Raw genomic sequence first — 6290 nt, forward strand, 5'->3', positions numbered from 1 at the left:
GTTACTGCATTGCAAAAACAGTTTCCACGGACGCGGTCAGCTTAATATTTTGCGTTTCAATGCGCGTCGCTTCGCCTGCGCTCATATCCGCAGTTTTCAGCATCATATTTCCGGCTATGGGATAGCTTCTTTCAAAGCCGTTAATATTGTGGACTGAGGCGCTCACCAGACGCCCTAAGCTTCTGCCGCCGGCGTTAGCTAGCACCGCAGCCTGCTGGCGTGCGTTTTCTACGGCTTGCGCTAACAGCTGGTTGCGATATCCCTTGCTTTCGCTGACAGTAAAGTTGATATTGCTGATATTGTCCACGCCTGCGCCGCTGATTTTATCGATAACGCCGCCCACCTTGGCGACGTCCGTAACCTTGACGCGCACGGCGTTGCGGGCTACGTACCCGTCGGCGCGACCCTTATTGTCATAGCTGCGGTTCAGGCTGTAACTGGTGGTGCTCACGCTGTCGCCCACAATATTTAAGCCTAAGAGTGAACGCCGAACCGCTTCCATCTTATTAGCCGCTTCCGCCACGGCGTCCGCCGCCTTATCGCCGCGCCCTTCAACCGCAAAATACAAATACGCGGTATCCGGCGCTACCTCCATCGTCGCGCTGGCGTTGACCGTCACACGGTCAATGTTTTCCGCCGCGAAGACAGCCGCGCTCCCCAGCATTGTCAGGCACATCACTAATAGAGCCATACATAAACGACGCAATCGATACATACTAAAACCTCCTCGTATAAACTTCAGACAAAGCCCAACGGCTCTGTTTGCGTTGTCTTTAGTATAGCATACGAAAGCGCCGCAAAGCGAAAAAACACAAAAAAGTCATATTTAAAAGCAATAACGCACGCCCATGGCAACTTTCCGCTAAAAAAATCCGGCGTCCGCTTTACTATTGCTGCAAAAAAGCTTATGATAGAGTAAATAGCTTAAAACATTTCTGAAAGAGGTGCTTACTTATGAAAAAATTTGTTATACTGCTTACCACTCTGCTCACTTTAGCAGGCAGCAGCCTGTGCTTAGCTGCCGACGGCGGCGATTTAAACAAACAGCAAAAAGCCGTGGAAGTAGTTATCGACGCGCTGGACGGCGAGCCTATTCCGGCATATTCCTCTCTGCTGCCCTTAATCAGCAAATCCCTGGATCAAAATATGGGTGAAAAGGGCTTTGCCGCGCTGCAAAAAGCAGTCCAGGACCGCTTCGGCATCTTGAAGGAAGCCAAATTCTTCGCCTTCCAACGCTTTGACCAAGCCGACAGTATTACTTATATCGGCTCCTTCAGCAAAGAAAACGTCGTAACCATGCAATTCATTTTTGATAAGAAAAACAAAATGACCGACCTGACGCTGGCTCCCTACAAAGCTCCGGCACAGGCTTCCGCTCAGGAAGAAAAGAAATAACGGGTGACTGTTGTGGAACGTGAAAATTTTTCTTCCAGAATCAGCTTTATCCTGATCTCTGCCGGCTGCGCCATCGGCTTAGGTAATGTGTGGCGTTTTCCTTACATTACCGGGCTTTACGGCGGCGCCTCCTTCGTGCTTATTTACCTGTGCTTCTTGCTGATGTTGGGCCTGCCCATTATGGTAGCCGAATTTGCCGTAGGCCGCGCCAGCGTGCGCAGCGCCGCCAAATCCTTCGACGTGCTGGAACCGCCCGGCAGCAAATGGCATTGGTATAAATACGGCGCTATCGCAGGCAACATCATTCTGATGATGTTCTATACCACCGTTTCCGGCTGGATGCTGTATTATTTCTATAAAATGGCGGTGGGCGGCTTTGTCGGTCTGGACGCCGACGGCGTAGGCCAGATTTTCGGCGCGCTGCTGAACGACCCGTTGACCATGGCCCTCAACATGGTAATTATCGTACTGCTGTGCTTCGGCGTGTGCTACTTAGGCGTCAAGGCAGGCGTAGAGCGCATCACCAAAAATATGATGGCCTGCCTGCTCATCCTCATGATTATTTTAGCCGTCAATTCTATTACCCTGCCTAACAGCGCCGAAGGCTTAAAATATTATCTTTACCCCGATTTCAATAAAGTTATGGAGCATGGCGTCCGCGAGGTCGTTTTCGCCGCCATGGGCCAATCCTTCTTTACCCTCAGCCTAGGCATCGGCGCGCTGGCAATTTTCGGCAGCTACATCGGCAAGGAGCAGCGCCTGACAGGCGAAGCCATGTGGATTATGGCGCTGGATACTCTTGTCGCTATTATTTCCGGCCTGATAATTTTCCCGGCCTGCTTTAGCTTTGGCATCAATCCCGGCAGCGGTCCCAACCTGCTTTTTGTAACGCTGCCCAATGTGTTCAACGCCATGAGCGGCGGTCGCGTCTGGGGTACGCTCTTTTTCCTCTTCATGCTCTTTGCGGCCATGTCCACGGTTATCGCAGTTTTTGAAAACATAACCTCCTGCATTTGCGACCTGACTGGTTGGGAGCGCAAGCGCGTTATCCGCTATAATATCGTCGCTATTATTCTGCTGTCCCTACCCTGCGTGCTGGGCTTCAACGAATGGAGCAAATTTCAACCTTTGGGCGAGGGCAGCTGCGTGCTGGACTTGGAAGATTTTTTAGTCAGCAACAATCTGCTGCCCTTGGGTAGCTTAGTGTACCTCACTTTCTGTACCAGCCGCTACGGCTGGGGCTGGGATAAATTCATCACCGAAGCGGATACCGGCGAAGGCGTGCGCTTCCCCAAATGGATTCGCTTTTATGCGACCTATATCCTGCCCCTGGTAGTACTCTACATCTTCGCCAACGGCTATTACGCCTTATTTACAAAATAAGCTACGGCCGTCCCCGCTTATTTGGGGACGGTCTTTTTCTTTCGCTCCGACAGCAGTAGCTTACATTGACAGCCCACGCCAGTAAAGGTATAATTAAAAGTAGATTATTTTGCTGACGGCAAGCTGCCGCCAGCTTCACAGCACCTGGAGGTATAGAGATATGGCAGAAAAAATTATCCTGACCGGCGACCGCCCCACCGGGCGATTGCATGTAGGCCACTATGTAGGCTCTTTGCGCGAGCGCGTGCGCCTGCAAAATTCCGGCGAATTTGATAAAGTATATATTATGATAGCCGACGCCCAGGCATTGACGGACAATGCGGAGCATCCGGAAAAGGTCCGCAAAAATATTATCGAGGTAGCGCTGGACTACTTGGCCTGCGGCCTGGACCCTGCCAAGACTACGATTTTCGTACAGTCCATGGTGCCCCAGCTGACGGAGCTGACCTTCTACTACATGAATTTAGTCACTGTGTCCCGCGTACAGCGTAACCCGACCGTTAAAACAGAAATCAAAATGCGCAATTTTGAAGCCAGCATTCCCGTAGGCTTCTTCGTTTATCCCATCAGCCAGGCGGCAGACATCACCGCTTTCCGCGCCACTACCGTTCCCGTGGGCGAGGACCAAATGCCCATGCTGGAGCAATGCAAGGAAATTGTGCATAAATTTAATTCCGTTTACGGTGAAACCTTGACCATGCCGGAAATCGCGCTGCCCGGCAACGACGCCTGCATGCGTCTTCCCGGCATCGACGGCAAGGCCAAGATGAGCAAATCCCTGGGCAACTGCATCTATTTAAGCGATTCTCCCGCCGAGGTCAAGAAAAAAATCATGTCCATGTACACCGACCCCGACCATATCCGCGTAGAAGACCCCGGCAAGATTGAAGGCAACTGCGTCTTTACTTATCTGGACGCTTTCTGCCGCCCAGAGCATTTCGCCAAATATCTGCCCGATTACCAAAGCCTGGACGAGCTCAAAGCCCATTACCAACGCGGCGGCTTAGGCGACGTTAAGGTCAAAAAATTCCTCAACAAGGTCTTGGAGGAAGAGCTGGAGCCCATCCGCGAACGCCGTCATATGTGGGAGCAGCGCATCCCCGAAGTTTACGAAATTTTACGCAAGGGCAGCGAGGTAGCGGCGGCAGCCGCGGCGGCTACTTTGCACGACGTGCGCGCCGCTATGCGCATCAACTACTTCGAGGATGAAGAGCTGATGCATCAACCATATGAACCGCAGCATTGATTAACAAAAGGTTAGGAACGCCGCCCGGCGGTGCGCCTAACCTTTTTCTTATACGGAGGTCTTTATGAAAATGAACGCCAATCAGCTGCTGGAGCTTTTAGAGCGGCAGCATATTCCCTGCACAGTGCGCCGGCATCAGCCTATTTATACGGTGGCCGAAGGCTTGTCCCTTGGCCTGCCGGAAATAGAAGCGGCAGCCAAAAGCCTTTTTATCACTGACGATAAGCGTCAAAGCTTTTATTTAGCGGTACTGCCCCTGGATAAGCGCCTTGATTTAAAGCAGCTGCGTGCGCTGCTGCATTCACGCCGCCTGACGATGGCGGCGGCGCAGGACGTACAAGCTATGCTGGACGTAACGCCGGGAGCAGTAACGCCCCTTGCCTTGCTTGGCAGCAGCCAGCCTGTCGCCGTAGTATTCGACGCAGCTCTGCAAGGAAGAACCGTAGCCATACCCTTGGACGGCAATACGCAAACCGTTTGGCTGCCCTGCGACGCTTTAGAAAAGCTGCTGGCACAATGCGGATATGCGGTGCAATACGCAGCACTGTAAAACAAACCTCTTTATCAACGCGTACAGTTCACTAAAAAGTCTTAATAATATCACTTTTGCGTAAAGATTTTCAGATGCACTCTCTTCCTAAAAAGCTTTAAAGATGTTACAATATGTTTATAAGAAACAATTTTTCTTATCAGCATATTTTAGGAGGTGCACCATGGCTAGATTTACTTTACCACGTGATATTTATTACGGACCCGGCGCTATTGCCGAGCTGAAGGTTTTGGCAGGACACAAAAAAGCGATGATTCTGACCGGCGGCAGCTCAATGAAACGCGGCGGCTTTTTGCAAAAGGTAGCCGACGTACTGCATGGCATCGGCATAGAAACCCAACTTTTTGACGGCATTGAGCCTGATCCATCCATTGAAACCGTTTTTAAGGGCGCGGCAGCCATGCGTGCCTTTGAGCCCGACGTAATTATCGCCATCGGCGGCGGCTCGCCCATCGACGCAGCGAAAGCTATGTGGGTATTTTACGAGCATCCGGACAAAACCTTTGACGATATTAAAGACCCCTTCACCATTCCCAAGCTGCGCAAGAAAGCGATTTTTGTAGCTATTCCCTCCACCAGCGGCACTGCTACGGAGGTTACAGCCTTCTCGGTAATTACCGATTATAAATCCAACATCAAATATCCGCTGGCAGATTTTGAAATTACACCTGACATCGCCATTTTGGATACGGATATCCCGCTGACCATGCCCAAGATGCTGACGGCTCACACCGGCATGGACGCTTTAACCCACGCAATAGAAGCCTATGTGGCTACCGCCCGCAGCAAATTCTCGGACGCGCTGGCGCTGCAGGCCATCAGCGATATTTATGACAGTCTGGTAGCCAGCTACCACGGCGATAAAGCGGCCCGCGATAAGATGCATATCGCTCAATGTCTGGCTGGCATGGCCTTCTCCAACGCTTTGCTGGGTATCGCCCACAGCCTGGCGCACAAAACAGGCGCAGTTTTCCATATCCCGCACGGCTGCTGCAACGCCATCCTGCTGCCGTCGGTTATCGAATATAACGCCAAGACCTGCGGCGCACGCTATGCAGAAATTGCCCGCCGCATCGGCCTGCCCAGCGCTACGGACGAGCAGCTGACCGCCGCGTTGGTAGATTCTATCAAAGGGCTCAACAAAAAGCTGGGAATCGCTCAAACCTATAAGGACAACGGCGTCAGCGAAGAGCTGCTGCTGGAAAACGCCGACGCTATCGCCGCCAATGCGGTACTCGACCCCTGCACCAGCTCCAACCCGCGTCCCATCGATAAAGAACAAATGAAGCAGGTACTGCTGTGCGCTTATTACGGCACGCCGGTAACATTCTAAAACTAAAAATAAAATCATTAAAAGCGCAGGCTTCGCGGCCTGCGCTTTTGGTTTACGGTTCTATTATTTACATTATCTTCAGCAAAATTGGGAGCCTTGCTTTCTTTTTGGTGGCGGCGCACGGATTCGAACCGCGGATGACTGCGGGTATAAACCGCATGCTCTCAAAGTCATTATTGACGCTGTCTTCCTGCGTCGCAGCTTCGTTTGCTTGCTCGACGTACTTCCAGTACGCCTTCGCTTCGCAAGCCTCGCTGTTCCTTGTTATCCAGCGCCTCTAATGCCTTTGTCGCCAACTGAGCATACAAAAAAGACTCCCTTTTCTTCAGGAGCCTTGCTTTCTTTTTGGTGGCGGCGCACGGATTCGAACCGCGGATGACTGC

General features: G+C 51.7%; 7 protein-coding genes. 5 read left to right on the plus strand and 2 right to left on the minus strand.

All coding sequences use genetic code 11. The annotated features are described in order from the left end of the window. Position 1: 1 nt before the first annotated feature. Positions 2-715 (minus strand): SIMPL domain-containing protein, encoded by a 714-nt coding sequence (locus Q4E64_RS09910; protein WP_303167741.1) that lies wholly within the window; start codon positions 713-715, stop codon positions 2-4. A 239-nt stretch (positions 716-954) separates the two neighbouring features. Here Q4E64_RS09910 and Q4E64_RS09915 point away from each other — a divergent pair, with 239 nt between their 5' ends. From Q4E64_RS09915 to Q4E64_RS09935, 5 genes are all read left to right on the plus strand, one after another. Continuing rightward, a complete protein-coding gene (locus tag Q4E64_RS09915) occupies positions 955-1395 on the plus strand; it encodes a hypothetical protein (protein WP_303167742.1) in 441 nt (146 codons plus the stop codon). A gap of 12 nt (positions 1396-1407) precedes the next feature. Beyond that, positions 1408-2778 (plus strand): sodium-dependent transporter, encoded by a 1371-nt coding sequence (locus Q4E64_RS09920; protein ID WP_303167743.1) that lies wholly within the window; start codon positions 1408-1410, stop codon positions 2776-2778. A gap of 160 nt (positions 2779-2938) precedes the next feature. After that, positions 2939-4024, plus strand: a complete 1086-nt coding sequence (gene trpS, locus Q4E64_RS09925) for a tryptophan--tRNA ligase (protein ID WP_303167744.1) — start codon at positions 2939-2941, stop codon at positions 4022-4024. A gap of 64 nt (positions 4025-4088) precedes the next feature. Next, positions 4089-4574, plus strand: coding sequence for a YbaK/EbsC family protein (locus tag Q4E64_RS09930; protein WP_303167745.1), 486 nt, complete (start codon positions 4089-4091; stop codon positions 4572-4574). 163 nt (positions 4575-4737) lie between these two features. Then, positions 4738-5907, plus strand: coding sequence for an iron-containing alcohol dehydrogenase (locus Q4E64_RS09935; protein WP_303167746.1), 1170 nt, complete (start codon positions 4738-4740; stop codon positions 5905-5907). A gap of 173 nt (positions 5908-6080) precedes the next feature. Here Q4E64_RS09935 and Q4E64_RS09940 read toward each other — a convergent pair. Next, positions 6081-6290: hypothetical protein (locus Q4E64_RS09940; RefSeq protein ID WP_303167747.1), on the minus strand; the 210-nt coding region annotated here is incomplete at its 5' end.

The sequence above is a fragment of the Phascolarctobacterium sp. genome, from assembly GCF_030531065.1.
Lineage (GTDB): Bacteria > Bacillota > Negativicutes > Acidaminococcales > Acidaminococcaceae > Phascolarctobacterium_A.

Bases quoted from the DNA above. Each gene is read 5' to 3' on its own strand.
- Q4E64_RS09910 (WP_303167741.1), bottom strand. From the start codon at position 715: ATGTATCGATTGCGTCGTTTATGTATGGCTCTATTAGTGATGTGCCTG.
- Q4E64_RS09915 (WP_303167742.1), top strand. From the start codon at position 955: ATGAAAAAATTTGTTATACTGCTTACCACTCTGCTCACTTTAGCAGGC.
- trpS (WP_303167744.1), top strand. From the start codon at position 2,939: ATGGCAGAAAAAATTATCCTGACCGGCGACCGCCCCACCGGGCGATTG.
- Q4E64_RS09930 (WP_303167745.1), top strand. From the start codon at position 4,089: ATGAAAATGAACGCCAATCAGCTGCTGGAGCTTTTAGAGCGGCAGCAT.
- Q4E64_RS09935 (WP_303167746.1), top strand. From the start codon at position 4,738: ATGGCTAGATTTACTTTACCACGTGATATTTATTACGGACCCGGCGCT.